Raw genomic sequence first — 23,317 nt, forward strand, 5'->3', positions numbered from 1 at the left:
CGGCAGGTCAGCGCTTCGGCAGTTCGAAATCGCCCTTCAGGCGCAGCGCGAGCTCGGTCAACAAGGCGGAGAGATCTTCACGGCCGACCTTGTCGGCGCGCAGCTCGGCGCTGTTCCGGGCCAGCGACGCCGCCGCTTCGCTGGAGCGCTCGTTGAGCGCCGAACCGAGTTCGGCGAGGGCATCGCGCAGCCGCTCGTCGACCGCGCCGAGTTCGCCGCTGAGGCCTTCGAGGGCGTTGTTGATCTCGGCACGCGCCGTTCGCGCCGCCTGCTGCACGCGCGTCTCGAGGTCGTCCACGGCCTGGCTGCGGTCGCTGATCTCCTGGCGCAGCTGCCTGGCGAGCTTCTCGAACTGTTCGTCGACGCGCTTGTCGATCTGGGCCAGGCGCTTGTCCTGGCTCTCGCGCAAACGCGCCATCTCGGCCTCGAGGCGCTGGCCGAGTTCCTGGAAGCGGCGCTCGTAGTCGCGCATCTGGCCGCCGAACAGGATGTCGCGGATCTGGTCGACGTTGCGCTCCGCATCCGCTTCGGCGGCGGGTTTCTTCGGCTCGGCCATGGTCCTCTTCCTCGCTGTCGGCTTGGCTTGCTTGGCGGCGGCCAGTTTATGCGAAGCGGAACGCGATCCGGCCTTTTTCCGAGCGGACTTGCCTGCAGCTGCCATGCGCTTTCCCCTTTTCGGTATCGAGCCAACGTCGTCGGTCAGTTATTCCTCAAGCCTGCTCCAGCCGATATCCATGTTGATACACGGCAGACAGTCGCCAGCCATGCTCGCCATTGAGTTCGAGCTTCTTGCGCAGCCGGCTGACGTGCGTGTCCACGGTTCGCGTGGAAACGGAGGCATTCATGTTCCAGACGTTCTCGAGCAGGGCTTCGCGGCTGACGATACGCCCGTGGCGACGAAACAGGAACGCCGCCAGCTCGAATTCCCGTGGGGTGAGTTCGATGTCGCGACCGTCGAAGGCGATCCGCTGGCGGTTCGGATCGACGCGATAGGGCGCTACGTCGAAGCAGCCGCCCCCGCCGTCGTCGAGGCCGAAACGGCGCAGCACGGCAGCCACCCGGGCCACCAGTTCGTGCTGCTTGGCCGGCTTGACCACGTAGTCGTCAGCGCCCGCATTGAGTCCGCGCACGACGTCGGCCTCGCTGGCCCGCGCGGTCAGGAAGATGATCGGCAGGCGCGCGTTGGCCGATGCGCGGATCCAGGCCGCGACCTCCGGGCCGCTGGCATCCGGCAGCATCCAGTCGAGCAGGAGCAGGTCGATGGCTTCGGAACCCTGGTGGCGGCGAAAGTCGGATGCCGACGAATACAGGCGCGTGCGGTAACCGGCCTGTTCGAGCCAGTGCAGGATCAGATCGGCCTGATCCGGATCGTCCTCGAGGAATCCGATTACCGCATCAAGCTTTTCCATGAGGCCTGGGGCTCCCTGGGCGCCACCGGCGCCTGCCACGCTCCTGCGGCGACGGATCTACTCGACGACGAAGGTGATGCGCAGGTTGACCCGCCATTCCTTGATGTGGCCGGAGGAATCCGTGATCACCTTGGTCTCGCTGACCCAGGCGCCCTGGATATTCTTGACGGTCTCGGCGACTTTCTTCAGGCCGCTCTGCACCGCGTCCTCGACGCCCTTCGTCGAGGAGCTGCTGAATTCAATGACCTTGGCTACCGACATCGCTGAATCTCCTTTGCCCGAGACGAAGCGACACTATAGCAAAGCCCGAAGCAGGGCGGTCTTCAGGCGGCTGCGGGGCCGGATCCCTGCGCCCGCGGCACCTTGGGGATGTAGCGAAGCCAGACCAGAAAGACGATCAGGGCATCCAGCACGATCAGCGCCTGCCACAGGTACAGATGAAACCATTCGAACCAGACATGGCTCCAGAGACCGAGGAAGAACAGGCTGACGATGCGTACGAGGTTCAGCACCTGCACGGCCAGGAAGCCGAATACGAGGCCGAGCAGGCGGTGCTTCCACGGGGCCGGGAAGGCGAGGATGGCGGAGATGAGGATGATCACCGCCTCGATACCGTTGCAACCACGCTCGATCGAGACGATGAAGCTGCCGCTGGCATTCTGGATCAGCTTGCCGTGCGAGATCGTGCTGCCATCGAACAGATGGATGATCCAGGCGCTGGCCTCGGCCAGAACGGACGTGAAAGGCACGATGAACCAGCGCTCGACGAAGGGTGTCAGTTCGGCGACGAACAGAACGACGAGCAGGAGCAGGAACACGAGAATGAAGCGCAGCATGGCGTTGACGGTATCGGCAAAGCGCGCAGTGTAGCCCATGCGGCGAACGACGCTGATAGCATTCCCCCCATGAATCCCGCCGCAAACCTCTTCCTGATCGGCCCGATGGGCGCCGGCAAGACCTCGATCGGTCGGCGCCTGGCGGCCCAGCTCGGCCTGGCCTTCGTCGACCTCGACCTGGCCTTCGAGGAACGCGCCGGGGTCAGCATCGCCCTGACCTTCGAGATCGAAGGCGAGGCCGGCTTCCGCAAGCGCGAAAGCGCCCTGCTCGCCGAACTCGTCGAGCGCCGGGACATCGTCCTCTCCACCGGCGGCGGCGCGGTGCTCGATCCGGGCAATCGCGAGCAGCTGCGCAACCACGGATTCGTGGTCTGGCTCGATGCCGACGTCGACACCCAACTGCACCGCTTGCACGCCGATCGCAAGCGGCCGCTGCTCGGCGTCGGTGACCGCCGCGAACAACTCGAACGCCTGGCGGCGATCCGCAACCCGTTGTATGCCGAGATCGCCGACTTGCGCATCGGCGCATCGGGAACGCATGGCAGCGCCTCGATGGCGCGCCATGCAGGCGCGCAGATCGCACAGCTGTGGCGGCGCAGCCATGACGGAGGCAAGGCATGACCCGCGTCGACGTCGCCCTCGGCGAACGCAGCTACCCGATCCATATCGGCGCCGGCAGCCTGGCCGATGCCGCGCGCTGGCGACCCGCGATCGCGGGCCGCCATGTGCTCGTGCTGAGCAATACGGTGGTCGCGCCGCTGTATCTGGATCGCGTGGTCGCCGGCCTCGACGGTCTCGATCACACGATCGTGGTGCTCGACGATGGCGAGCAGCACAAGACGCTCGAGAACGTGGCCCGCATATTCGACGCGCTGGCCGCGCTCGGCGCCAGCCGCGACGCGACCCTGATCGCCCTCGGCGGCGGCGTGGTCGGCGACCTCGGCGGCTTCGCCGCCGCCTGCTGGATGCGCGGCATCGATTTCGTGCAGATGCCGACCACCCTGCTGGCCATGGTCGATTCCTCGGTGGGCGGCAAGACCGGGGTCAACCTGGCTGCCGGCAAGAACCTGGTCGGCGCCTTCCACCAGCCACGCGCGGTATTCATCGACACGCGCACCCTGGCCACCCTGCCCCGCCGCGAATACCTGGCCGGGCTGGCCGAGGTGGTCAAGTACGGCGCGATCGGTGATGCCGCCTTCTTCGCCTGGATCGAACGGCATGTCGAGGCCCTGCTGGCCCGCGACGAAGCGGCGCTGGACGAAGCCATCGCGCGCAGCTGCCGGCACAAGGCCGGCGTGGTCGCCCGCGACGAGCGCGAACTGGGCGAACGCGCCCTGCTCAACTTCGGCCACACCTTCGGCCATGCGATCGAGGTCGAGGCCGGTTATGGCGAACTGCTGCACGGCGAAGCGGTGGCGATCGGCATGGTCCTCGCCGCACGCCTGTCGGCGACCCTGGGCCGCGCCCCGCGCGCCGATGCCGAGCGCCTCGAGGCGCTGCTGCGGCGGCTCGACCTGCCAACCCGGCTGCCGGCCGGCTGCCAGCCCGAACGCCTGCTCGAGCGCATGCGTCTCGACAAGAAGTCGGTCAGTGGCCAGTTGCGGCTGATCCTGTGGACCGGTCTCGGCGCCGCGGATGTCGTTGCCGGCATCGACGAGTCGCGCATTCTCGCCGAGCTGGAAAACGACGTCGCCAACCTCGCCTGAACTGCGACGATTGCACGCGCAGCGCGTTTTGGCGATTGCGGGGTAAAATCGACCCATGCGCATCTATATGCAAACGCGTCCGGATGAATCCGAGGCGCCCCGCTTCTATCAGCTCAGCCTGCAGCAGGACCTGCTTGGCGGCTGGACCCTGTATCGCGAATGGGGTCAGCAGGGTGCGCGTTCGAGCCTCAAGCGCGAGGTCTATCTCGACCACGACAGCGCCCTGGCGGCCTTCGAGAAGGCGCGCGACTCGCAGGTCAAGCGCGGCTTCCGCGTCGTTTTCAGCCAGGGCATGGACAATTCCCGTGCGCATTGACGTGCGTTGTCTGCGCTTCGTGCCGATCGCCGGCCTGTGCCTGGCGACGTTGCCGGCCGTGGCGTTCGAGCCCGGTACGAAGCATGTCTGCGTGCCCTCGTCCGACGGCCAGAGCTTTGACTGTCGCGACACGTCGGCCGCGGCGGCCGAACCGGCACAGCATGAACCGGTGACCGGCGTGGCACCTGAAACGGCGCAGGCGAACCCGGTGCAGGCCGCCCCCGCGCCGGCAGCGCCCACCCGGATGCCGATGGTCGAGCCGGCCCCAGCGGCCAGTCGCCCGCCCAGCTACCTGCTGCAGCAATCGGGTGATACCGGTCTTCCGCTGGAAGCGCCGGCGCCTGAACCCGCGACGGTATCCGAGCCGACTCCAGGATACGAACCGGCACCGGCTTCAGCCGCCGCTGCCACGCCGGCCGCCGAAACCGCGGTCGAGGCAAACCGGGCGCAAGCCGCGCCTGCAGTCGAAGTCGCCCCCGCGCCCGCGGCGGTCGAAGCGGCCCCGCTGCCGGCGGCCGAACCCGCCGCGTCGAAACCGACTGAGCCCAAGGCCGTCGACAGCGATGCTGCACGCACCGTGACTCCTGCGGCGGAATCCCGGACCGTGAATTCAGCGACGGGCACACCGCCCCCTGCCCCGGCGGCGTCGAAGCCTCTTGACGGCGTCCTCGGCGCAGAGGATTTTGCCCGTTTGCCAGGCGCCCACTACACCCTGGTCCTGGCCAGCGTGCGCGAGCCGGGCACGCTCGACGCGCTGATCGCGGCCATGGCCGATCGACCCGGCGCGCTCTACCTGCTCAAATTCGGCATGCCGGACGGCACGTGGTACAGCCTGTGCTGGGCGGAATTCGACGATGTCGAGGCTGCTCGCGCAGCCCGCGTCCAGTTGCCCGACGAATCCACCCTGAGCTCGGGCTGGCCGCGCCGGATCGGTCTGCTGCAAGCCGAAATTACCCGGGAGGCTCCGAACAGGTGAGTCTCTCGTCATGGCGTCGGCGCGCCTCGATCCTCAAGTCGGCAGGTGCCGAAATGCGTGTTCCATCCGTTCAGAGCCACCCCGGATAATCCCAGGAGTTCCCGTGACCGATCACCGCTTCCTGCGCGCGCTCAGGCGCGAGCCTGTCGACACCACGCCGGTCTGGATCATGCGCCAGGCCGGGCGCTATCTGCCCGAGTATCGGGCCACGCGCGAGCGCGCCGGCAGTTTCCTGGCCCTGGCAAAGACCCCCGAACTGGCCTGCGAAGTGACCCTGCAGCCGCTCGAGCGCTTCGATCTCGATGCGGCCATCCTGTTTTCCGACATCCTGACGATTCCCGATGCAATGGGCCTGGGCCTGCATTTCATCGAAGGCGAAGGCCCGAAATTCCATCATCCGTTGCGCACGCGCGAGGCGATCCTGAAGCTCGGCGTGCCCGATCCGGAAAGCGAGCTGCGCTATGTCACCGACGCGGTCCGCCTGATCCGCCGCGAACTCGCCGATCGCGTGCCCTTGATCGGATTCTCCGGCAGTCCGTGGACGCTGGCCTGCTACATGATCGAGGGCGGCGGCTCATCGAATTTCTCGAGCGCCAAGGCGCTGATGTGGGACGACCCGAAAACCCTGCACCACCTGCTCGACATCAATGCGCAGGCGGTCACGCGCTACCTTGCCGCGCAAGCGGCCGCCGGCGCCCAGACGCTGATGGTGTTCGACACCTGGGGCGGCATGCTCGCGCCGGATGCGTTCATCGAATTCTCACAGCGCTACCTGACCGTCATAGCGCAGTCGCTCAAGGCCGCCCCGACCACGCGCGACATTCCGCTGATCCTGTTTTCGAAGGGCGCCAACGGCCATCTCGAAGGCCTCGCCGACAGCGGTTGCGATGCGCTTGGCCTGGACTGGACGATCCGCCTTTCCGAAGCGCGCCAGCGCGTCGGCGCGCGCGTCGCCCTGCAGGGCAACCTCGATCCGGCGACCCTGGCCGCGAATCCGCAGGCGATCCGCGCTGCGGTCCGGGCCACCCTGGCCGATTTCGGCGACGGCCCCGGCCACGTGTTCAATCTCGGCCACGGCATCACCCCCGACATCGATCCCGACCATGTCGCCGTGCTGGTCGATGCGGTGCATGAATTCGGGCGACGCTGAGCGCCGCCCATGCGATACGCAAGACTGATGCCGATGCGCCGCAGCGCGTTGGGCGTGCGTGGTCGGATCCACACCTGGCTGATCGCGATCGCGTTGCTGCCGACGCTCTGCAGTGCTCGCGACACGCCTGCCGTGGCCGCTATGCAGCAAGCCGGGCCAGCACAGACGTCCACCCTCGAAACGATCGTGGTCAGCGGCGAACAGCCGGGACCCGGCCTGTGGAAGGTCAGCAAGGGCGAGCATGTGCTTTGGATCCTCGGTACCCTGAGCCCGCTACCGAAGAAGATGACCTGGGTCTCGCGTGACATCGAGGCGACCATCGCCCGCTCGCAACAGGTCCTTCTCGTGCCGAGCGCGTCGCTCAGCGTCAAGGGCGGCATGCTGCGCGGACTGTTCCTGCTGCCCTCGCTGATCGGAGCGCGCAACAATCCCGGCGATGCCCGCCTCGTCGACGTCGTTCCGGCCGACCTCCATGCGCGCTGGAGTACGCTCAAGCAGCGCTACATCGGCCGCGACCGCGGCATCGAGAAGCGCCGGCCACTGTTCGCCGCACAGGAGCTCTACGTGGAGGCGATCAAGGCCGCGGACATGTCGCTCGACGACGTCGTCAGCAAGTCGGTGAAGAAGACCGCGCGACGACAGAAGGTCGAGCTGGTCGAGCCTCACCTCGAACTTCGCATCGAAGCGCCCGGCAAGGCCGTTCGCGAATTCAAGAAATCCGCCCTCGACGACATCGACTGCTTTGCCAAGACCATGGCGCGGCTCGAGACCGACCTCGAAGCGATGAAACTGCGCGCCAATGCCTGGGCCAGCGGCGATATCGAGGCGATCCGCGCGCTGCCCTACGACGACCAGTTCCAGGCCTGCGGCGATGCCGTGCTCAAGGCCGGCGTGGTCGAGGAGCGCGGTCTCGGCGATCTCCGCGAACGCATCGCCCGGGTCTGGCTCGAGGCGGCGGAAGGCGCGCTCGAACGCAACGAATCGACCCTGGCGATCCTGCCGATCCGCATCCTGCTGCAACCCGACGGTGCATTGTCGGCCCTACGTGATCGCGGCTACGCCATCGAAGAGCCGCAATAGGGCTGACCGCTTTCGCCTGCCGCGCGGTCGACGAAGAAGGTGCGAACCGCAGGCTGCATTTGACGGTACACTCGCCGCACTCGCGGGGGGGGGGGGGGAGGGGGGAAGCGCATGCACGACGATGCTCGGCAAGGCGGGATGACTCGGCGGCAGCTGCTGCGCATGATCGGCATGAGTGCCGGCAGCGCGGCCATGTACCAGGCGATGACCAGCCTCGGCTTCGCCGCCGAATCGGATTTCCACGGCGTGCCGCAACTCGGCGCCGCCCCGAAGGGCGCCTCGGTACTGGTGCTCGGTGCCGGCATCGCCGGCATGGTCGCGGCCCTCGAACTGCGCAAGGCCGGCTATGCCGTGCAGGTACTCGAATACAACGCGCGCGCCGGTGGACGCAACTGGAGCTTGCGCGGCGGCGACACCTACACCGAACTCGGCGGTGAAACCCAGCGCTGCGGATTCGCGCCCGGCCAGTACATCAATCCCGGCCCCTGGCGCCTGCCGCACCATCACCGCGGCATCCTCGGCTACTGCCGGCAGTTCAACATCCCGCTCGAGAATTTCGTCCAGGTCAACTACAACGCCTACCTGCACACGACCTCGGCTGGCGACGGCAAGCCGCAACGCTATCGGACCGTGCGCGCCGACTACCACGGCCACGTCGCCGAACTGCTGGCCAAGGCAACCCGCAGCAACCAGCTCGATGCCGCGGTCAGCAAGGAAGACCAGGAAAAATTGCTGGCCTCACTGCAATGGTGGGGCGCGCTCGACAGGGACTACCGGTACACGCGCAGCCGCGACAGCAGCGATCGGCGCGGCTACGACAAGGACGCCGGCGGCGGACTCTCGGGCGACCCGGTCCCTTCGACACCGATGGGACTCGGCGACGTGCTCGGCAAGACCCTGTGGGGGCGCCTGCCGTTCGGCGATCTTTACGAAATGCAGACCACCCTGATGCAGCCGGTCGGCGGCATGGACCGCATCGGCCTGGCCTTCGCGCGCGAGCTCGACGGACTGATCCGCTATCGGGCCAGGGTCCTCGACATCCACCAGGACGAACACGGCGTGCGTGTCGCCTTCGAGGACACGGCCGAGCCCGGCAGCCGGCACCAAGCCAGCGCCGACTGGTGCGTGTGCACGATTCCCCTGTCGATCCTGGGCCAGATTCCGATCAATGTCGGCCAGGCCATGGCCGATGCGATCGCCGCCGTGCCGTACGCGGCCTCGGTCAAGATCGGCCTGCAGTTCAAGCGCCGCTTCTGGGAACAGGACGAGGCCATCTACGGCGGCATCAGCTACACCGACCAGCCGATCGACACGATCAGCTATCCGAGCCACGGCTACCATGACAGCGGCAAGGCCGTGCTGCTCGGCGCCTACGCGTTCGGCGCCCATGCCATGCAGTTCACCGCGATGAGCCCGGCCCAACGCATCGAGGCCGCGCTCGAACAGGGCAGCCGCATCCATCCGCAATACCGCGCCGAATTCGAAAACGGCGTCTCGGTGGCCTGGCACCGCTCGCCGTTCACGCTCGGCTGCTTTGGCCTGTGGACCGAAGCGGCGCGCGCGAAGCACTATCGGAACCTGTGCGCGATCGATGGCCGCATCGCCCTGGCTGGCGAGCACGCCTCGCAGTTGCCGGCTTGGCAGGAAGGTGCCGTGACTTCGGCGCTCGATGCGATCGAGCGCCTGCACCATCGCGCGCTGGCGCAGGGGGCCGCCGCATGAACACCGCAACGTGGGATCGCCACCTCCTCGCGAACGGCGTATTGCTGTTCTGTAGCTTCATGGCCTGCGCGATCGGTCCGGCGCGGGCCGCGGATCCGGATCTACCGGGCATGTTCGATTTTTCCGATGGCGAACAGGTCTATACGCACCTGTGTCAAGGCTGCCACATGCCGGATGGACGCGGCGCGCAGGGCGCCGGCCACTACCCGGCCCTGGCCGGCGACCCGGCCCTGGCCTCGGCCAATTTCGTCGCCGCGACCATTCTGAACGGCCGACGCAACATGCCATCCTTCAAGCATGACGAGAACTTCGAATTCTTCTTCGGCCCGACCTGGCTGACCGATACCCAGGTCGCCAATGTCGTCAACTACGTGCGCACGCATTTCGGCAACCGCTTCGAAGGGGCGATCACGCCTGCCGAGGTCGCGACACTGCATCCCTGACCCGCGAGGAATCGATCATGCGACCCATCCCCTGCCGCCTCATCGCACTGCTCCTGCTCGTGCCGTCAATGGCCGGCGCGGAGGACGTCATCCGCCACAAGCTGCCCGTCAACAGCACGTTCCCGATCGCCGCCGCGGTCGAGGTGCCGGCCGGCGCAACCACCGTCTACCTGAGCGGAAAAGTGCCGCCGGCGATCGACGACAAGGCGCCGCGCGACAGCGTGGCTGCCTATGGCGATACCGAGCGCCAGACCGTCGGCGTGCTCGGCGCGATCCGCGACCAGCTCAAGGGCCTCGGCCTCGGCATGGGCGACGTCGTGAAAATGCAGGTCTTCCTGGTCGGCGATCCTGACAAGGGTGGCAAGATGGATTTTGCCGGGTTCATGAAAGGCTACACGCAGTTCTTCGGTACCGCGGAACAGCCGAACCTGCCTTCGCGCTCGGCGATGCAGGTCGCGGCCCTGGCCAATCCGGGCTTCCTGGTCGAGATCGAAGTGACCGCGGTACGCCCCTGAGGGCTTGCTGCACTGGCCACGCTGGCCTCCGTCTCGGGGTCAGCCGTCCGATCCTGTGCGCTCCCGCAACCATGGCGCCATCGCCCGTTCGAGGACCGCGCTGCTGAGCGGCTTGCGCAGGAAACCGTCCATGCCGGCCGCGCGTGCCTTCGCCTCCTCGTCGCCGGTGGCGCGCGCGGTGATCGCGATCAACGGCAGGTGCCGACCGCCGCCTTCGCGGTCGCGCAGAAGCCGCGCCAGCTGCAGGCCGTCGATGCCAGGCAGGTCGAGATCGACCAGGGCCAGGTCGATGCCCGGATCCTCGAGGGCGGCCAGCGCAGCCAGACCGTGCGCGGCATGCGTGATGCGGTGACCGGCCGCCTCGAGCATGCCGACGACGACCGCGGCGATGGTCGCATCGTCCTCGACCACGAGGATATGTGCGGCGGTCGCGTTTTCGTCCGCAACGGAATTCGGCGAGTGTAGGCGGTCGTCGAAGCGGCGTGCCGGAGTCGGCTGGTCCGGCGCGCGTGGCGCGACTTCGGTCAGCGGCAGGCGGATCGTGAAACGCGTGCCTTCGCCGAGCGCGCTCTCGACGTCGATGCGTCCGCCCATCAGGTCGACCAGCTCCTGGCAGATCGACAGGCCGAGGCCACTGCCGCCATAGCGCGGGGTGACCCCGGCGGATTGCTCGAAGCGACCGAACAGGCGTTCGCGCATGTCCGAATTCATGCCCGGACCGGTATCGCTGACGACGAATTCGAGCGAGCCGTCGGCGGACTTGCCGAGTTCGACGCGGATCGTGCCGCGCTCGGTGAACTTCAGGGCGTTGTTGACCAGGTTGAGCAGGACCTGCTTGATGCGGGTGGCATCGCCGCTGACCGAAGCCGGTACCGAGGCGTCGATGCGCGAGAGCAGTTGCAGGCCCTTCTTTTCCGCCAGCGGCCCTTCGAGGGCGACCACCTCGCGCACGACCTGGGCCGGGTCTAGCGCGCGACGGTCGAGTTCGAGCTTGCCGGCCTCGATGCGGGCGAGGTCGAGGCTGTCGTTGACCAGGCGCAGCATGAGGTCGCCCGAACGGCTGATGGCCTCGGCGTAGCCGCGTTGGCGCTCGTCCAGCGGCGTCGCGCGCAGCAACTCGGCCATGCCGAGCACGCCGGTCATCGGCGTGCGGATTTCATGGCTCATGGTGGCCAGGAAGGCGGACTTGGCGGTAGCCAGTTCTTCGGCCGCGCGGCGCTTCTGTTCGGCAAGCGCGAAGGCATGCCGCTGATTCACACGATTGCGCCAGCTGCGCAATACGAGCAGCAGGCCGAGTGCCGCGAGGACCAGGTAAGCCAGATAGGCCGTGGGCGTTCGCCAGGGCGGAGAAGCCACCGATACGGCCAGGCTCGCGGTGGTCTCGCTCCAGACGCCATCGGCATTCGCCGCGCGCACCTGCAACCGGTAGCGACCCGCCGGCAACTGCGAGAACACGCGCTCGCCGCGCGCACCGGTGTCGACCCATTCCTTGTCGAATCCTTCGAGCCGGAAGCGGTAGCTGTTGCCGCCCGGATTGAGAAACGACAATGCGCGCGCCTCGATCGTCAGGTCGCGATCGGCATGCGCGAGGGCGATCGGCTGGTCCGGGTCCAAGCCGACGACACCACCTTCGCGGCGCACCGAAACCGCGGCAATGCGCAACGGCGGCGGCGGCGAATCCAGCGAGATCGCGGCCGGATCGAAGGCGACCAGCCCGGCGCGCGTGTTGGCATAGACGACGCCGTCGTTGGCCACGGCGAAGTTGCCGATGATTTCCGCGCTCGGCAAACCATCGCGCTCGCTGAAGCGCCGGATCGCATGGCTGCGCGCGTCGAGTCGCCACAGACCGCGTGGACTCGCCGCCCAGATCGCCTGGTCGGCGGCGACCAGCAGGTCGCTGACCTGCATGGCCGGCCAACCGTCCCGACTGTCGAATCGCTGCGCGAGTACGAGGCCCGCGTCATTCAGATCGTAGCGTTCGAGCGCGCCGAGGCGATGCAGCCAGAGCGCCCCTGCCGTATCGAAAGCCAGCGCCTGGACCGAATCGTCCGGCGACCCGACCGCCGCAACGAAGCGATCGGCAGCGCGATCGTAGCGTTCGATACCCGAGGTCGTCGCAAGCCAGGGCGCGGCCAGACGATCCAGCGCCATGCCCGCGATGTCGGCGTTGCCAATGCCGCCATTCGCCATCGAGTAGCCGCGGATGGCCAGGTTAGACGGGTCGATGCGGGCCACGCCACCGCCGCGCAGGCTGGCCCAGAGCATGCCGTCGGGCGTGCGCAGCAGACGATTGACGTAGCCTTGCGGCAAGCCGTCCCTGGTTCCCTCGGCGAGCGGAAGTTCGATGTGCGATCCGTCCTTGAGCGCGTAGCGGCGAATTCCCCGATAGTGGCCGAGCCAGAGCTGGTCGCCGACCCGCAACAGTGACCGCAGTACGCTGCCCTGCACGGAGAAGCGCCCTCCGAGGCGCTCGACGCGGCCGCTCGCCGCGTCGATATGGTCGACACCATCGCGCCCGCTGCTGACCCAGACGCCTCCCTCGCTGTCGACGCTGACCGCCTCCGGAGCCGAATGCTGCAAGCTGTGCTCGTCGCCGGGGCGATGCCGCCAGGTCGAGAAATTGCGCCAGCGTGCCGGCAGCCGCGCGATGCCGCCATCGAGCAGGGCGATCCAGAGCCCGCCTTCGCGATCGCGCAGGATATCCATGACCCGCGTCGAAGGCAGCTCGCCGGGCAGGGAGTCGCCGCCACCGAAACGCTGCTCGCCTTCGCCGTCGATGCGCCAAAGTCCGCCCGTGGTGCCGATCCAGAATTCATTGGCGGATTCGGACAGCACGGCCATGGTGGCGACGCGCGATGGCGGCGTGAACAGAACGCCACCTTCGGAAAGATCGGGCATGACCCTGGCCACGCCGTAGTCGCTGCCGACCAGCATGCTGCCATCGGCCTGCGCACGCAGGCTGCCGATCTGCAGCTTGTCGGCCCGGCCGGCCAGGCCGGGCAAGGCGACGTGGACCAGGCGACCGTCGGGCAGACGCACGTCGAGGCCATCGTCGGTGCCGATCCAGAGTCGGCCCTGGGCGTCCGCCGCGAGCGAGACCACGGTGGTCGAGCGCAGGCTGCGCGCATCGTTGGCGTCATGCTCGAAGCGCTCGAACGTACCGTCCGCGCGCAGTCGATTGAGCCCGCCGAGATAGGTGCCGACCCAGATCGCGCCGGCGGCATCTTCGGCGACGGCGAAGACGTCGTCGCTGCTCAGGCTCGACGGATCGTCCTTGTCGTGCCGGTAGTGGCGAAAACCGCCGCCCGCGAGCAGTTCGTTGAGTCCGCTGGACTCGCCGCCGCACCAGACTCCGCCGTTGCGATCGATGAGCAGGGCCGAGACATCGTTGCTGGCCAGCGAACGCGCGTCGTCCGGGTCGTGCCGCCAGATGCGGAAGTCGACGCCGTCGTAGCGGGCCAGGCCATCCTGCGTACCGATCCAGACATAGCCATCGGCGCCCTGGCGCAAGGCATAGACGGCATTCGAAGGCAGGCCGTCGGCCACGCGCAGTGACTCGAACCACGGCGCCGCTGGCGGCGGGCCCGCCCAAAGCAGCGCGGTGCACAAGGTGCCCAGGGCAAAAGCGACGAATCGTCTCATTCTGCATTCCTTCGCCAGATCCACCCGATGGTGCCATGCGGACTGGCGGATCGGCCAGCCCGCTCCTTGCGGCGCCTCGGCCGGTGGCCCCGGCGCGCCATGACGATGGGGCCGGTGCAGCGGGCAAGACGACCCGCACATGCGGATACACGAATGCAGGCTAGAATCCCCGCAATGCCGCAATCCCGCCTGCCCATGCGCTATCTCCTGTTGGCCGTGCTGGCGATTGCCGCGCTGATCGTGATCGGCCTCGCCATCGGTCTGGTCAACAGCCTGCTCGAGTTCTACGAGCGCATGGCCAACCTCCCCCTGCTGCTGCGGGTACCGTTGATCGTGGTCGCCGCCGCCGCGGTGCTCGGATTGGCGCTGCTGGCCTGGAAGCTGCTGCGACCGGGGCCCGGCGCGAACCGGCGCAGCCAGAAGACGGAGCCACTGGACCGCGAAGCCATCGCCACGCGGGTTGCCGAACTGCGCCAGCGCGAGGCGGAGGCCGAGAGTCTCGAACAGGAACTGATCGAACTCGACCGTCGGCGCCTGAGCGGCGATTGCCATGTTGCCGTCTTCGGCGAGATCAGCACCGGCAAGTCGAGCCTGGTCCGCGCCCTGGCCGCGGACTCGGTGGTCGATATCGACGTGGTCGGTGGCACCACGCGCTGGATCCGCCACTACACCGGCACCCTGCCGGACGACCGCAAGCTCGTCATCACCGACATGCCCGGCTCCGGCGAGGTCGACGGCGCGCAGCGCGAACAGCTGGCCCGCGACGAGGCGCTGCGCGCCCATGCCGTGGTCTACGTGGTCGACTCCGACCTGACCCGGGCCCAGGACGCCGAATTGCGCTGGCTAGCCGGCTTCGGCAAGCCGTTGATCCTGGCCTTGAACAAGATCGATCGCTTCGGCTTGGACGAACGGATTTCTCTGCTGGCCGCGCTCGGCGAACGTTACGCCGCGGTAACCCGGGCGATCGTCGCCATCAGCGCCGGCGGCAAGGAGAATTTCCAGCGCAAGCTCGCCGACGGCAGCATCGAGCGCGTCGTGCGCGAGCGCAAACCCGATGTAGGCAGCCTGCGCGATGCCCTGATGGAGGTGACCGCCGCTGGCGCCGAAGCGCTCGAGCCGGCGCGCGAAGCCGCGGTGCTGAGCAGTGTCGACCAGCGCAGCCGCGCCCTCGCCCGCATCGTCGCCGCGCGCGAATCGGAGACGATCGTGCAACGCTATACGCGGCGCGCCGTGGTCGGCGCGATGGCCGCGGTGGCGCCAGGCAGCGACATCATCATCCAGGGCGCACTGGCCACGGCCATGGTGCGCGAACTGGCGCGCATCCACGAGATCCCGGTGCGCGACATCGATGTCGAGAACCTGCTCAAGCGCCTCGGCCTGAGTATCCGCAACACCACGGCCATCGTCCTCGCCATCGCCGGCAATGCACTGAAGGCGTTCCCCGGACTCGGCACCCTCGGTGGCGGCGCGCTGCATGCGATCGCCTACGGCCTCGCCTTCGACTCGGTCGGCCGCGCGATCGCCATGACCCTGGCCGAACACGCCCGTCTCGACGCCGACGAGACCGAACGCAATATCCGTGACTTGCTGGCCAAACCGAGCCGCGACCGCATCGAGCGCGTCGCCGGCGTGGTCGTCGACCGCTTGCGCAGGAAGGATTGATCAGCCCGGGGAGGCCCTGCACAGGGGGCCGTCCCGACACGGCACGTGCGAGCCTTTCGCGGCGCGCCAATGCATATTGACTGGCCGTTTCGGCAACGGCTTCCTGCGTCGCCCTGCCTCCCGCATCCCTGCGGTCGTTTCGAGCCGGCGCGAGAAGGAACCGGGTACAGGCGGGTGTCATCCATGCGGCAGATTCAGCCACCAGAGAGTGGCATCCGGAAGAGCCGCCACCCGTTCAGAGTCTTCGTGGACGAAACAATGCGTCAACGCCGTTGCGCTGGCGATCCGGTCGGGTTTTTGCCAAGCTGCGGCGATGCTGCCTCGAATCCTGATTTCGCTGGCCACCGCGATGCTGCTTGCCGGCGCTGCCGAGCTGCGCGCAGCGAGTATGCAGACCTATGTGCTCGATCCGGTGCATACGCAGATCGTCTTCTTCGCCGATCACCTCGGCTTCTCGCACGGCATCGGCCGGGTCCGTATCCGCCAGGGCTGGTTCCAGTTCGACGCGGACGACTGGAGTACGGCGCGCGCCGACGTCGTCGTCGACATGACCAGCCTCGACATGGGCGAACCGGCCTGGAGCGAGAAGGTGCGCTCGCCGCAGTTTCTCGATACCGCGCAGTGGCCGACCGCTCGCTTCATCGGCAAGCGTCTGGAGCAGACAGCCGCCCGCGACGGCATCCTGCACGGCGAGCTCTGGCTGCGCGGCGTTCGCCGCGATGTCGACCTGGCCCTGACCTTCAATCGCGCCGGCGGCGATCCGTACGCGTTCAAGGACAAGGCCGGGTTCACCGCACGCACCGAGCTGGACCGCTTCGAGTTCGGCATGCAGACCTATCGCGAAGTGGTCGGCGCGCCGGTCGAACTGCGCATCGAGGTTGAAGGCGTGCGCAGTTCCAGTCCACCGAAGGAGACCGTGTCCGATGCCGTTGAAGAACACTGAAAGCCGCTGGGGCGGCATGGCCCAGTCGCTGCACTGGCTGATGGCGCTCGGCATCCTCGGCAACGGCGTGCTCGGCCTGATCATGGACGAGATGCCGCGCGGCATGACCAAGCTCAACACCTTCGCGATCCACAAGTCGATCGGCCTGACCGTGCTCGCCCTGCTCATCCTGCGCGTGAGCTGGCGCCTGTTCGACCGCGCGCCGCCGGACGAGCCGATGCCGCGCTGGCAGCGCCTGGCCGCGCATGCCACCCACGGCGTGCTGTATCTGCTGATGCTGGCGATCCCGCTCAGCGGCTGGATCTACAACTCGCTGCATGGCTATCCGCTGCAGTGGTTCAAGTGGTTCAACCTGCCGGCCCTGATGGAGAAGAACGAGGCCCTCAGCGACATCGCCGGAGAAACCCATGAAGTCCTGTTCTTCGTGCTGCTCGCCGTGCTCGCCGCGCATGTCGGCGGCGCCCTCGTTCATCACTGGTTCGAACGCGACAACACCCTGTTGCGTATGCTGCCGTTCGTCCGCCTGCGCAAGCCAGGCCAAGGAGACTCGCCATGAAGACACTGTCCTGCCTGCTCGCCACGCTCGCCCTCGCCCAACCGGCGCTGGCCGCCGACTACGTGGTCGACGCCGACAGCACGCTCGGTTTCACGGCGACCTTCCAGGGCGAGGCCTTCGACGGCAGCTTCAAGCACTTCGAGGCGACGATCCGCTACGACTCGAAGGACCTCGCCACCTCGAAGTTCGATGTCAGCGTCGACCTGTCCGGAGTCGCCACCGGCGACAAGGATCGCGACGACACCCTGCCGACCTCCGAATTCTTCAATATCGCGAAGTTCCCCAAGGCGCACTTCGTGACCACCGGATTTCGGAAGGTCGGCGACAAGGTCGTGGCCGCCGGCACGCTTTCATTGAAGGGCATCGAGAAGCCGGTCGAACTCGAGGTCAGCTTCGAGCCGACCGAACACGGCGCCCTGCTCGATGTCGCCACGACCCTGCAGCGCCTCGATTTCCAGGTCGGTACCGGCGACTACGCGGACACCTCGACGATCGGCGACGAGGTCCGGGTCAAGGGCCATCTGGTGCTGACTGCGAAGTAAGCCGGGGTCCGCCGGGATGACCTGACCCGGCGTCTGCGTCTACCATCGGCCGGTGAGCAACCAAGACAGTTTCTGGCAGCGCCTGCGGCGTCGGATCAGCGCCGCCCCGGCGGATGCCGTCTGCAAACCCGATCCTTCCGGACAGCATCACGCGCAGGCCGAGGAAAGCCTGCGCGGCCTGCTCGAGGATCCGCACATTCCGCCGGCGATCCGCACGTCGCTGGCGGCGGATTTCGCCCAGCTCGAAGCCATGCTCGGCCGGCTCGAGCGCGGCGAACTGCACCTGGCCGTGTTCGGCCGGGTCAGTGTCGGCAAGTCGGCCCTGGCCAATTCCCTGCTCGGCGAGACTGCGTTCGAGGTCGGCGTTCTCCACGGCACCACGCGCACGGCGTCGCCACGCCCGTGGCAGGTCGTCGCCGGCAGCGGCGTGCACCTGATCGACACGCCCGGCATCGACGAGCTCGACGGCGAGGCGCGCGAGCAGCTCGCCCACGAGGTCGCCGGCATCAGCGATCTCGTCGTCTTCGTCGTCGATGGCGACATGACCACGCGCGAGCGCGATGCCCTGGGCTTGCTCGCCGCGACCGAGCGTCCGCTGTTGATCGCACTGAACAAGGCCGACCGCTACGACAGTGAGGAACTCGAACGCCTGCTCAAGCGGCTGCGCGAACATGCGGCCGGCCTCGTGCGCGCCGAGGACGTGGTCGCGGTCAGCGCGATGCCGCCGCCGCTGAAACGCGTGTCGCTCGATGCCGATGGTCGCGAACAGGTCGAGATGATCCGCCAGGCGCCGAACATCGATGCCCTGCGCGACCGCCTGACCGATGTGCTGGCGCGCGAGGGCCGCACCCTGTCCGCGCTCAATGCCAGCCTGTTTGCCGGCCGTCTGACCGATGCCGTGGCCCGGCGCATCGTCGTTGCCCGGCGTGAACTCGCGGCCAAGGTGATACGGCAGTACTGCCTGGCCAAGAGCATCGCGGTCGCCCTCAACCCGATTCCGGTTGCCGACCTGCTCGCCGCCGGCGCCCTCGATGCGGCCCTGGTCATGCATCTGGCCCGCGTCTACGGACTGCCGATCACGCGCCGCGAGGCCGGCGGCCTGATCGGCACGATTTGCGCGCAATTGGCCGCCCTGATGGGTGCGATCTGGGGCATCCACCTGGTCGCCTCGGCGCTCAAGGGCCTCAGTGCCGGCATGTCGACCGTGCTGACCGCGACCGCACAGGGCGCCCTGGCCTGGTACGCCACCGAGATCGTCGGCCGCGCCGCCGACCGCTACCTCGCCGCCGGCAAGTCCTGGGGCGAGCTCGGCGCCAAGCGCGTGGTCGCCGACATCGTCGAGAGCCTCGATCGCGATTCGATCCTGCGCGAGGCACGCGCGGAGATCCTGCGCCGGCTGCGTTCGACGGGAACTCCCGGGGCGGAGTCGCCGGGCGCTTGAGGGCGGATCCGGCGAGCCGCTGTCTCAGGCGGAGAGGAATCGCAGCACATCGCCCACATCGAACGGCCAGCCGAGGTCGCGGTCACGGCTGACGTCGTGCAGGACCGGCACACGTACGCCATAGCGCGCGCTGAGTTCCGTATCATCCTCGATGCAGACGCATTCGAAATCCGGTGCCCTGGCCGCGGCCAGCACCGCCACGGCGCGATCGCAGAGCTCGCATTCTTCGGAAACGTAAAGTCGCAATTTGCAATCGCCTTGATTCACCCGGATCCCCGAATTTGGCCTGACGTTTGGCGACCTCGTCGGCCCGGGACTCGGTACCGCTGTCGCCTAGGGAGGGTCTGATCAAGTAGCAAAGTCGTCACGATGCCTGCCTGTGTGCAGATCGCGACGCGTCGACGCAGACAGACTGGCCGTCTTTCAAGTCGACGCAACAAAGATCTGCGCGCAGGCAGGCGTCGCCCAACTGATTGATTGGATGCTGAAAAGGTGGCGTCCAGAAGGCTCTCCACATGCACCGCGCGCCTCGCCAAGGCAACCAGCCTTCACTTCGCCACGCGGCACATGCGGAAAACCTTCTGAACGCCATGACGACTTTGCTACTTGATCAGACCCTCCCTAGAGGAATGATCAGGCTCCGGCCCGCGCGGTGCAAATCGGAGCAGCCGCCCGCGCGGCGGCGTAGAATCCGGGCCATTCCCTTTGCAGAACGTCAACCATGGCTGTCAGCGTTTTCGACCTGTTCAAGATCGGCATCGGCCCGTCCTCCTCGCATACCGTCGGGCCGATGCGCGCAGCGGCGCGCTTCATGACGCGCTGGCTCGATGAACGCGGCCAACTGGAGAAAACCGCACGCGTGCGCGTCGAGCTGTTCGGCTCGCTGGCCCTGACCGGTCGCGGTCACGGCACCGACAAGGCCGTGCTGTGTGGCCTCGAAGGCGAATGGCCGGACCGGATCGACCCCGACATCATCGCCGACAAGCTCGCCCGCATCCGCAGCAGCAAGCGCATCGAGCTGCTCGGCAGGCATGCGATCGATTTCGACGAGAAGAAGGACCTCGTCTTCAACAAGCGCCAAAAGTTGCCGTATCACAGCAACGGCATGCGCTTCGCCGCCTTCGATGCCGAAGGCAATGAGCTGGCCTCGCGCGACTACTACTCCGTCGGTGGCGGCTTCGTGGTCAACCATGACGAGGCAGCCGACGATCGCATCGTTGCCGACACGACGACGGTCAAATATCCGTTCAACAGCGGCGACGAACTGCTGGCACGCTGCGAGGAATCAGGCTTGAGCATCGCCGGCGTGATCCTTGCCAACGAACAGGCCTGGCGCAGCGAGCAGGAAATCCGCGAGGGCCTGCTGAAGCTTTGGCAGGCCATGCAGGATTGCGTCGCCCGCGGCATGCGCGAAACCGGCGTGTTGCCGGGTGGACTCAAGGTCGTGCGGCGTGCCCCGGCAATGGCCGCCGAGTTGCGCGCGCTGCCGGAAAAGGCCCTGCGCGATCCATTGACCATCCTCGACTGGGTCAACCTCTACGCGCTGGCCGTGAACGAGGAGAATGCAGCTGGCGGGCGCGTCGTCACCGCCCCGACCAATGGCGCGGCCGGCATCATGCCGGCGGTCATGCACTACTACGACCGCTTCTGCCCGAAGGCCGACGAGCAGGGCATCATCGACTTCCTCCTGACCTCGGGCGCGATCGGCATCCTGTACAAGGAAAACGCCTCGATCTCGGGCGCCGAAGTCGGCTGCCAGGGCGAGGTCGGCGTGGCCTGCTCGATGGCCGCCGGCGGCCTGACCGCCGCGCTCGGCGGCAGCATCTACCAGGTCGAAAACGCCGCCGAGATTGGCATGGAGCACAACCTCGGCCTGACCTGCGATCCGATCGGCGGCCTCGTCCAGATCCCGTGCATCGAACGCAATGCGATGGGCTCGGTCAAGGCGATCAACGCCCAGCGCATGGCCATGCGCGGCGACGGCAAGCACCGCGTCTCGCTCGACAAGGTCATCAAGACCATGCGCGACACCGGCCGCGACATGCAGGACAAGTACAAGGAAACCTCGCGCGGGGGCCTGGCAGTCAATGTCATCGAGTGCTGAGCGCGGCTCAGCGGGGTCACGCCAGCCCGGGTTATTCGTGAACCATGCGCGCCCTCGCCTGTTCCTTGAATCCACACGACTTTCGCCTCGTTCGGCGATGGTGCCCGCTATTCCCTCGTTCATCGAAAGCCGTGTGAATCCAACGCCCGGCGCGATCATCGCGCGTATTCACGAATAGTCCGGGCCAGGGAGGCTCTGAACCAGTGGCGCAATCGTCATGGCGTTCAGAAGGCTCGCCAAAGGTGCTGCGTGGCGAAGTGAAGGCTGGTTGCCTTGACGAGCCGCGCGGTGCCTGTGGCGGGCCTTCTGGACGCAATCCCTCGGCGCGTTGTTCAGGCGCGACCGTCGGCGATTTCGGCAAGCAACTCATCCAGCAACTCCGAGCGCTCGAACAGCGCAAAGTACTCACGGACTTCGGCCATATTGAGACGAGCGGCTTGCGCACGCAACAGCGCACGAATATCGGACAGATCACGCCCCGCGACAGATCGTTGACCAGTGCCCGCAACTTGAACCCGATCAATGCTTCCGCGCTGACCACGCGCAGTCGTACCATCGGCGTATCGCGCTCCAATGCGGTTCGCAACAGGCGTCTGGCGATCGGGCGATGCGCATAGATCAGGTCAAGGCCTTCGTCTTCACGAACATAGTTGGCTGCATCCGCGCTGCGATGGACGCAGCGATAGTCCAGCGCGATCAGGGCGCCGTGCAATCGGTCGGCATCGTCCACATCGACCAGGAAATCCACATCGCGGGTCCCGCGCACGACGGCATAGGCTGCCAGCGCAAGTCCACCGATCAGCGCAGGCATGGATCCGGTTGCAGCCGGATGCACCGGTTCCACGACCACTGAAGCTGCTTCTGGTCGGGCAAACAGGCCAGCGCCCGCAGTCAACGCTTACGTTCTGGGTTCTTTTCCCGGTTGACGATTCGGCTGATCATCGAATAGTGCAGTCCGAAGTGATCGGCGATCGCCTTCATGCTGTATCCGCCGCTCGCATAGGCGGCCACAATGGCCTCGTCCCGATCACGGTGCATCTTGGCATAGTGCTGCAACGACCTGGGTGGCGGTCGATGCTGGGTCGCTGGAACCTCATCCAGTGACGCGTCACCCTCCAGACTCGCAATCATCCGGTCGACGAAGGCCTCGTCACCGAGATACATCTGCCGCTTCAGATCGTCCCAAACCGAAGCCGCGCCACGTCCCTCGCTCACGAACCGACGATAAGCCTCCATCGCTGCCTTGCGTCGGGTTCCGAATGCCGACAGCAGCCAATCGCTGTTGAGCCACGGCGGCGCCTCCACCCAACCGCCCGTCGCGCGATAGCTGCTCCAGGGCCAGTCGTTGGCGGACCGGACCATGCCGGCGCGAACAGGATTCAGGACCACGTAGCGGGCCACCTCCAGAAGATAGGTTTCCTTCTGGACCAGGATGGCCTTGTAGCGCCCCTGGAAAACGTGCCCGACGCGTCGGTGCCTGCGGTTGGAGCGCTGGGTGAAGACCCCGTTCAACTGGCGCATACCCTTGGCCAGCGTCGAATCGCGGGTCTCGATCAGCAGATGATAATGATTGCTCATCAGGCAGTAGGCATGGCACGCCCACTGAAAGCGCTCGCAGACCTCACCCAGCACCTCGAGGAACATCGCCCGATCGGCATCGTCGAGATAGATGTCCTCGCGTCGATCACCCCGCGAGGTGACGTGATACAGCGCGCCTGCAAGTTCGATGCGAAGGGGTCGGGCCATATCCTCAAACCTACGCCGAAAAACGACGCGATTCAAGATTCAAGACCTGACCCCTTTCTTTGTTTTGTAGCGCCCCTGGAAAACGTGCCCGACGCGTCGGTGCCTGCGGTTGGAGCGCTGGGTGAATACCCCGTTCAACTGACGCATACCCTTGGCCAGTGTCGAATCGCGGGTTTCGATCAGCAGATGGTAGTGATTGCTCATCAGGCAGTAGGCATGGCACGCCCACTGGAACCGCTCGCAGACCTCACCCAGCACCTCGAGGAACATCGCCCGATCGGCATCGTCGATATAGATGTCCTCGCGTCGATCACCACGCGAGGTGACGTGATACAGCGCGCCTGCAAATTCGATGCGAGGGGTCGGGCCATATTCTCAAACCTACGCCGAAAAACGACGCGATTCAAGATTCAAGACCTGACCCCTTTCTTCCAAGGCGTCGCCGTTCGCTGGGTCCGCCTGTTTCCCGTCATGGTGGACGGAGTGCGCGACGAGGCTGCTTGCCGGATCAAGGCGCAGAATCTGCTC

24 protein-coding genes are annotated in these 23,317 nt (G+C 66.8%); 16 read left to right on the forward strand and 8 right to left on the reverse strand.

Annotation, left to right across the window (positions count from 1 at the left end; genetic code table 11):
- Positions 1 to 7: 7 nt before the first annotated feature.
- The 4 genes from BM125_RS05040 to xrtH all read right to left on the reverse strand — a co-directional run bounded on the left by BM125_RS05040 (position 8) and on the right by xrtH (position 2,284).
- On the reverse strand, positions 8 to 556 hold the full coding sequence (locus BM125_RS05040; RefSeq protein WP_092405530.1) for a hypothetical protein: 549 nt from the start codon (positions 554 to 556) through the stop codon (positions 8 to 10).
- Positions 557 to 710: 154 nt separating this feature from the next.
- The gene (locus BM125_RS05045; protein WP_139224864.1) at positions 711 to 1,409 is read right to left on the reverse strand and encodes a response regulator transcription factor; all 699 of its coding nucleotides are present in this window, start codon (positions 1,407 to 1,409) and stop codon (positions 711 to 713) included.
- 57 nt (positions 1,410 to 1,466) lie between these two features.
- Complete coding sequence (locus BM125_RS05050) at positions 1,467 to 1,670, reverse strand: dodecin family protein (protein WP_092405534.1); 204 nt, start codon at positions 1,668 to 1,670, stop codon at positions 1,467 to 1,469.
- Positions 1,671 to 1,732: 62 nt separating this feature from the next.
- Complete coding sequence (gene xrtH, locus BM125_RS05055; RefSeq protein ID WP_245778794.1) at positions 1,733 to 2,284, reverse strand: exosortase H; 552 nt, start codon at positions 2,282 to 2,284, stop codon at positions 1,733 to 1,735.
- Positions 2,285 to 2,314: 30 nt separating this feature from the next.
- Here xrtH and BM125_RS05060 point away from each other — a divergent pair, with 30 nt between their 5' ends.
- The 9 genes from BM125_RS05060 (at position 2,315) to BM125_RS05100 (ending at position 10,153) form a co-directional block, all read left to right on the forward strand.
- A complete protein-coding gene (locus BM125_RS05060) occupies positions 2,315 to 2,866 on the forward strand; it encodes a shikimate kinase (RefSeq protein ID WP_092405536.1) in 552 nt (183 codons plus the stop codon).
- The gene (aroB, locus tag BM125_RS05065) at positions 2,863 to 3,951 is read left to right on the forward strand and encodes a 3-dehydroquinate synthase (RefSeq protein WP_092405538.1); all 1,089 of its coding nucleotides are present in this window, start codon (positions 2,863 to 2,865) and stop codon (positions 3,949 to 3,951) included. Before BM125_RS05060 ends, aroB begins: the two co-directional genes overlap by 4 nt.
- Positions 3,952 to 4,006: 55 nt before the next feature.
- The gene (locus BM125_RS05070; RefSeq protein ID WP_092405540.1) at positions 4,007 to 4,267 is read left to right on the forward strand and encodes a WGR domain-containing protein; all 261 of its coding nucleotides are present in this window, start codon (positions 4,007 to 4,009) and stop codon (positions 4,265 to 4,267) included.
- 19 nt (positions 4,268 to 4,286) lie between these two features.
- Positions 4,287 to 5,243 (forward strand): hypothetical protein, encoded by a 957-nt coding sequence (locus BM125_RS05075; RefSeq protein ID WP_139224865.1) that lies wholly within the window; start codon positions 4,287 to 4,289, stop codon positions 5,241 to 5,243.
- A gap of 103 nt (positions 5,244 to 5,346) precedes the next feature.
- Positions 5,347 to 6,393 (forward strand): uroporphyrinogen decarboxylase, encoded by a 1,047-nt coding sequence (hemE, locus tag BM125_RS05080; RefSeq protein ID WP_245778795.1) that lies wholly within the window; start codon positions 5,347 to 5,349, stop codon positions 6,391 to 6,393.
- 9 nt (positions 6,394 to 6,402) lie between these two features.
- Positions 6,403 to 7,473, forward strand: coding sequence for a TraB/GumN family protein (locus BM125_RS05085; RefSeq protein WP_092405546.1), 1,071 nt, complete (start codon positions 6,403 to 6,405; stop codon positions 7,471 to 7,473).
- A 138-nt stretch (positions 7,474 to 7,611) separates the two neighbouring features.
- Positions 7,612 to 9,195 carry a flavin monoamine oxidase family protein gene (locus tag BM125_RS05090; RefSeq protein ID WP_092405548.1) on the forward strand — a complete coding sequence of 528 codons (1,584 nt, stop codon included), beginning with the start codon at positions 7,612 to 7,614 and terminating at the stop codon, positions 9,193 to 9,195.
- Positions 9,192 to 9,638 (forward strand): c-type cytochrome, encoded by a 447-nt coding sequence (locus tag BM125_RS05095; RefSeq protein WP_092405550.1) that lies wholly within the window; start codon positions 9,192 to 9,194, stop codon positions 9,636 to 9,638. Before BM125_RS05090 ends, BM125_RS05095 begins: the two co-directional genes overlap by 4 nt.
- A 14-nt stretch (positions 9,639 to 9,652) precedes the next feature.
- A complete protein-coding gene (locus BM125_RS05100) occupies positions 9,653 to 10,153 on the forward strand; it encodes a RidA family protein (RefSeq protein WP_425429596.1) in 501 nt (166 codons plus the stop codon).
- Between the two features lie 39 nt (positions 10,154 to 10,192).
- Here BM125_RS05100 and BM125_RS05105 read toward each other — a convergent pair whose 3' ends face one another.
- Positions 10,193 to 13,795, reverse strand: coding sequence for a hybrid sensor histidine kinase/response regulator (locus tag BM125_RS05105; protein WP_175497921.1), 3,603 nt, complete (start codon positions 13,793 to 13,795; stop codon positions 10,193 to 10,195).
- A 153-nt stretch (positions 13,796 to 13,948) separates the two neighbouring features.
- On the opposite strand from BM125_RS05105, the gene BM125_RS05110 reads away from it, so the two are divergent.
- The 5 genes from BM125_RS05110 to BM125_RS05130 all read left to right on the forward strand — a co-directional run bounded on the left by BM125_RS05110 (position 13,949) and on the right by BM125_RS05130 (position 18,939).
- Positions 13,949 to 15,457, forward strand: coding sequence for a GTPase (locus tag BM125_RS05110; RefSeq protein WP_245778796.1), 1,509 nt, complete (start codon positions 13,949 to 13,951; stop codon positions 15,455 to 15,457).
- A 313-nt stretch (positions 15,458 to 15,770) separates the two neighbouring features.
- Entirely contained in the window at positions 15,771 to 16,400 is a 630-nt protein-coding gene (locus tag BM125_RS05115) for a YceI family protein (RefSeq protein WP_092405556.1), read from the forward strand.
- Positions 16,381 to 16,956, forward strand: a complete 576-nt coding sequence (locus tag BM125_RS05120) for a cytochrome b (RefSeq protein WP_092405558.1) — start codon at positions 16,381 to 16,383, stop codon at positions 16,954 to 16,956. Before BM125_RS05115 ends, BM125_RS05120 begins: the two co-directional genes overlap by 20 nt.
- Positions 16,953 to 17,498 (forward strand): YceI family protein, encoded by a 546-nt coding sequence (locus BM125_RS05125; RefSeq protein ID WP_092405560.1) that lies wholly within the window; start codon positions 16,953 to 16,955, stop codon positions 17,496 to 17,498. Before BM125_RS05120 ends, BM125_RS05125 begins: the two co-directional genes overlap by 4 nt.
- A gap of 52 nt (positions 17,499 to 17,550) precedes the next feature.
- Positions 17,551 to 18,939 carry a GTP-binding protein gene (locus BM125_RS05130; RefSeq protein ID WP_245778797.1) on the forward strand — a complete coding sequence of 463 codons (1,389 nt, stop codon included), beginning with the start codon at positions 17,551 to 17,553 and terminating at the stop codon, positions 18,937 to 18,939.
- 24 nt (positions 18,940 to 18,963) lie between these two features.
- Here BM125_RS05130 and BM125_RS05135 read toward each other — a convergent pair whose 3' ends face one another.
- Positions 18,964 to 19,185: a glutaredoxin family protein gene (locus BM125_RS05135; protein WP_092405609.1), complete on the reverse strand. Its 222-nt coding sequence runs from the start codon at positions 19,183 to 19,185 to the stop codon at positions 18,964 to 18,966.
- Positions 19,186 to 19,660: 475 nt separating this feature from the next.
- Here BM125_RS05135 and BM125_RS05140 point away from each other — a divergent pair, with 475 nt between their 5' ends.
- On the forward strand, positions 19,661 to 21,043 hold the full coding sequence (locus tag BM125_RS05140) for an L-serine ammonia-lyase (protein WP_092405562.1): 1,383 nt from the start codon (positions 19,661 to 19,663) through the stop codon (positions 21,041 to 21,043).
- A 31-nt stretch (positions 21,044 to 21,074) separates the two neighbouring features.
- Here the strand turns inward: BM125_RS05140 and BM125_RS19700 are convergent, their stop codons facing one another.
- Both BM125_RS19700 and BM125_RS05155 read right to left on the reverse strand, forming a co-directional pair.
- Positions 21,075 to 21,854 carry a hypothetical protein gene (locus BM125_RS19700; protein WP_139224866.1) on the reverse strand — a complete coding sequence of 260 codons (780 nt, stop codon included), beginning with the start codon at positions 21,852 to 21,854 and terminating at the stop codon, positions 21,075 to 21,077.
- 80 nt (positions 21,855 to 21,934) lie between these two features.
- Positions 21,935 to 22,753 (reverse strand): REP-associated tyrosine transposase, encoded by an 819-nt coding sequence (locus BM125_RS05155; RefSeq protein ID WP_245778799.1) that lies wholly within the window; start codon positions 22,751 to 22,753, stop codon positions 21,935 to 21,937.
- Here BM125_RS05155 and BM125_RS20565 point away from each other — a divergent pair.
- The coding region (locus BM125_RS20565) for a hypothetical protein (RefSeq protein ID WP_245778800.1) at positions 22,634 to 23,317 on the forward strand (684 nt) is incomplete at its 3' end. The genes BM125_RS05155 and BM125_RS20565 overlap by 120 nt on opposite strands.

The organism is Dokdonella immobilis (genome assembly GCF_900115085.1).
Classification (GTDB): Bacteria; Pseudomonadota; Gammaproteobacteria; order Xanthomonadales; family Rhodanobacteraceae; genus Dokdonella; species Dokdonella immobilis.

Excerpts from the sequence above, each read along its gene's own strand:
- BM125_RS05040 (WP_092405530.1), bottom strand. The coding sequence starts at position 556 with ATGGCCGAGCCGAAGAAACCCGCCGCCGAAGCGGATGCGGAGCGCAAC.
- BM125_RS05045 (WP_139224864.1), bottom strand. The coding sequence starts at position 1,409 with ATGGAAAAGCTTGATGCGGTAATCGGATTCCTCGAGGACGATCCGGAT.
- BM125_RS05050 (WP_092405534.1), bottom strand. The coding sequence starts at position 1,670 with ATGTCGGTAGCCAAGGTCATTGAATTCAGCAGCTCCTCGACGAAGGGC.
- xrtH (WP_245778794.1), bottom strand. The coding sequence starts at position 2,284 with ATGGGCTACACTGCGCGCTTTGCCGATACCGTCAACGCCATGCTGCGC.
- BM125_RS05060 (WP_092405536.1), top strand. The coding sequence starts at position 2,315 with ATGAATCCCGCCGCAAACCTCTTCCTGATCGGCCCGATGGGCGCCGGC.
- aroB (WP_092405538.1), top strand. The coding sequence starts at position 2,863 with ATGACCCGCGTCGACGTCGCCCTCGGCGAACGCAGCTACCCGATCCAT.
- BM125_RS05070 (WP_092405540.1), top strand. The coding sequence starts at position 4,007 with ATGCGCATCTATATGCAAACGCGTCCGGATGAATCCGAGGCGCCCCGC.
- BM125_RS05085 (WP_092405546.1), top strand. The coding sequence starts at position 6,403 with ATGCGATACGCAAGACTGATGCCGATGCGCCGCAGCGCGTTGGGCGTG.
- BM125_RS05090 (WP_092405548.1), top strand. The coding sequence starts at position 7,612 with ATGACTCGGCGGCAGCTGCTGCGCATGATCGGCATGAGTGCCGGCAGC.
- BM125_RS05095 (WP_092405550.1), top strand. The coding sequence starts at position 9,192 with ATGAACACCGCAACGTGGGATCGCCACCTCCTCGCGAACGGCGTATTG.
- BM125_RS05105 (WP_175497921.1), bottom strand. The coding sequence starts at position 13,795 with ATGAGACGATTCGTCGCTTTTGCCCTGGGCACCTTGTGCACCGCGCTG.
- BM125_RS05110 (WP_245778796.1), top strand. The coding sequence starts at position 13,949 with ATGCAGGCTAGAATCCCCGCAATGCCGCAATCCCGCCTGCCCATGCGC.
- BM125_RS05115 (WP_092405556.1), top strand. The coding sequence starts at position 15,771 with ATGCTGCCTCGAATCCTGATTTCGCTGGCCACCGCGATGCTGCTTGCC.
- BM125_RS05120 (WP_092405558.1), top strand. The coding sequence starts at position 16,381 with ATGCCGTTGAAGAACACTGAAAGCCGCTGGGGCGGCATGGCCCAGTCG.
- BM125_RS05125 (WP_092405560.1), top strand. The coding sequence starts at position 16,953 with ATGAAGACACTGTCCTGCCTGCTCGCCACGCTCGCCCTCGCCCAACCG.
- BM125_RS05140 (WP_092405562.1), top strand. The coding sequence starts at position 19,661 with ATGGCTGTCAGCGTTTTCGACCTGTTCAAGATCGGCATCGGCCCGTCC.
- BM125_RS19700 (WP_139224866.1), bottom strand. The coding sequence starts at position 21,854 with ATGCCTGCGCTGATCGGTGGACTTGCGCTGGCAGCCTATGCCGTCGTG.